Source organism: Burkholderia sp. HAN2018, from assembly GCF_024704855.1.
Classification (GTDB): Bacteria; Pseudomonadota; Gammaproteobacteria; order Burkholderiales; family Burkholderiaceae; genus Burkholderia; species Burkholderia cepacia.
On record NZ_QOBB01000431.1, the window covers coordinates 1 to 3,000 of the forward strand.

1 protein-coding gene and 3 tRNA genes are annotated in these 3,000 nt (G+C 59.1%); all 4 read left to right on the plus strand.

The annotated features are described in order from the left end of the window. Positions 1-2,278 precede the first annotated feature (2,278 nt). Positions 2,279-2,364: transfer RNA gene (locus tag DPV74_RS40555), tRNA-Tyr, on the plus strand. Between the two features lie 43 nt (positions 2,365-2,407). After that, positions 2,408-2,481: transfer RNA gene (locus tag DPV74_RS40560), tRNA-Gly, on the plus strand. Positions 2,482-2,505: 24 nt separating this feature from the next. Further along, positions 2,506-2,580: transfer RNA gene (locus DPV74_RS40565), tRNA-Thr, on the plus strand. 69 nt (positions 2,581-2,649) lie between these two features. Next, the coding region (locus tag DPV74_RS40570) for a GTP-binding protein (RefSeq protein ID WP_205571989.1) at positions 2,650-3,000 on the plus strand (351 nt) is incomplete at its 3' end.

The window sequence follows — 3,000 nt, forward strand, 5'->3', positions numbered from 1 at the left end:
GTCGGTCCCACCCCTTCCCATCCCGAACAGGACCGTGAAACGACTCTACGCCGATGATAGTGCGGATTCCCGTGTGAAAGTAGGTAATCGTCAGGCTCCCTAAGCCAGAAACCCCCGCCCGAAAGGCGGGGGTTTTTGCATTTCAGCGACGGAAATGCGCGAGTGATCGGGATCGGTGGCCAGGCCGCTGCTCGAGCTGGGGCCGGGGGTGCCGATTCTCCAGGATTGCCTCTGCGAGACTGACGCAAAAGGCGATCAGACCGACCGATCGGGTTGGCCTTGCACCGCTAGCTGGCGCCGGCCAAGACCTACCATCCAAACATCCATCCACTTGCTGTTCACGGAGAGGAGATCGGATCGAGTCGCGACTCCGCCGCATTTCTGACCACTTCTCGCCGCAGATTCGTGCGTTGCTGGTTACGACCTGGAGTGGCATGGCCCGCTGCGCGAATGCCGGTTATCGTGCGCGGTTCCTCGGCGTATTGAGCACTTCTCCGCCCGCAATCGTTGTTGGCATTTCGTATCAGAGGGTCGCGCCTGTCGGTTCCCGACATGAGCCATCAGGGTGACCTGGGCAACGAGTGGCGCAAATCCGCCGTTTGGCGTCCTTTTGCCGAAAGCTCCAGGTGACTGCTGCCAATCGAGCGCACAAAGTCGGATTTTGCCCAAGATGACATCTCGTAGTGATCTTGGATTGTTTGTTTCTCAACTCGTCGCATCTTCTCTCAAATCGACCCGTTCAAAAAAATTGACGCTTCCGGCGAGCCACACGGAAGTCGTTGACGCATAGCGCGAACCGGACATACGCAAATTCCTCAACCAGATGCCATCAGAAATTCGCGCCGGTTCTTTTGATGAGCGCTGGCTGCCCGTCCCGAAACACGTAGACTTCTTCGATGAGCGAATGGGCGGCGCCGCCAAAGCAGTCCCGCCTTTCACCTATCGACGTGAAGGGCGTGCCCCCGCATCGACGTCAGTCGATCGCGCCCAGCATGCGGTATCCGGATCGGTGCGGAGCCATTGCCCGGCGTAAACCGGCGCGTCGTATTCAGGCCTTGATCCCCGGTCGATGCGAGAAATGCCGGGCAGCTCGCAGCGGTCGTGGAAGTGTGGAGGTCGTGGGCCTGCTTTCCCGCGTCTTCGGATGAATGCGATGCGGAAAACGCGCAGGCGCCGAATCCTGCCCAGGTATCGGTGTTCAGCTGCACGAGGCGAACATCGTACGTGCATGGGGGAGCTCGTGTATTTGCCGCGATAGGTCGGCCAGATGCCGACGTTGGTCGGTTCGCACGGCGGCGAAGTGCAGTGGGCCGTGCACTGCAGACCGTTCGCAGAGATTGCAGGGACAAACCTGCGTGGCAGCTCCAGGCACGGCCGTGTGTCATCGCCAAGAAATGGCTGCAATGTGTCGATGCAGGCTGGGCTGCAGGATTCGTCTGCCGACGCGTTATCACCGGCGCCGGCGGTCATGGCGTCCATGGTGCATCGTTGATCAGCCATGCATGGGTGACCGCATCCTGACTCCACGAGGGTCCCCGGCCTACCCGATGTATACCGAACTTAGGCCCCCGGCATTGCGCGAGGACTTCAACCTGTCATATGCGACGAGCGATGCGGCGGCTGCCAGGGCATCCCGGGGCGTGGCTATCAGCTAGCCTCCTAACGGATCCGGGTGATCGTGCTCGGGCGACACGGGCGTCTGCCGGTCCAGCGGCGTGTGCGGTCAAAATCATGAAGGCCGGAAAAAGAGCAAGCAGACGCATTAAGTTCCGAACCAGGGCGGGCAGGTGGCCCGGGACGGTATTGTTCCTGTCGCTGACGTTGGCAAAGTCCAGTGTCGCCATCACGATTTCTGGTTGGAAGCGTTGCCCAAACTCATGATGCGATTGCTGGAAAGCGTTCGAAAGTCGTGTCACGTCAATCGCTGGCGGGTCGGGCCAGGCAACCCGAGAAACCAGCTATGGACTCCCAGGGGGTATCTAAAACAGATCATGGCATCCGCCCGGCACGAAATTTGCGGAAATTTTGCATCTACCCGCTTGGCAGAGTGCTCAAGAGATCGTATGATGGCGGTCTTTCGTTTTCAGCGCAGATGCAGATCGACGCTGAAAGCGGAGTCTGACGATGATATGGCACTGATCGGTAGCACCCATGCTTGCCTTAGCCGGGCAAGGGCGGGAGATCGGTGGTCAGGCAGGCATCGGGAAGAGAGTGAAAATAATCTTCCGGATGTGCTTGACAGGGGCGCGATGTACCCCCATAATCGTCAGTTCTCTACGGAGGGGTGCCCGAGTGGCTAAAGGGGGCAGACTGTAAATCTGTTGGCTTACGCCTACGTTGGTTCGAATCCAACCTCCTCCACCAAGATATCAGCGCAGTGAGCGGTAAGGAATCGTTTGTGGCCCGTGCGGGTGTAGCTCAATGGTAGAGCAGAAGCCTTCCAAGCTTACGACGAGGGTTCGATTCCCTTCACCCGCTCCAGACCGCGAAGTTGAAGCGTAAAGCGCCCATGTGGCTCAGTGGTAGAGCACTCCCTTGGTAAGGGAGAGGTCGGCAGTTCGATCCTGCCCATGGGCACCAGCAGTAAAAAGTCAGTGTCTTGTTGTTTGCGCGCGGCGCAACCTGTGAAATTCCTTTTGGGAGTTGAAAATGGCCAAGGAAAAGTTTGAGCGGACCAAGCCGCACGTGAACGTTGGTACGATTGGTCACGTTGACCACGGCAAGACGACGCTGACGGCAGCGATCACGACGGTTCTGACGAAGAAGTTCGGCGGCGAAGCGAAGGCGTACGACCAGATCGACGCGGCACCGGAAGAAAAGGCGCGCGGCATCACGATCAACACGGCACACGTTGAGTACGAAACGGCTAACCGCCACTACGCACACGTCGACTGCCCGGGCCACGCTGACTATGTGAAGAACATGATCACGGGCGCAGCGCAGATGGACGGCGCGATCCTGGTTTGCTCGGCAGCAGACGGCCCGATGCCGCAAACGCGT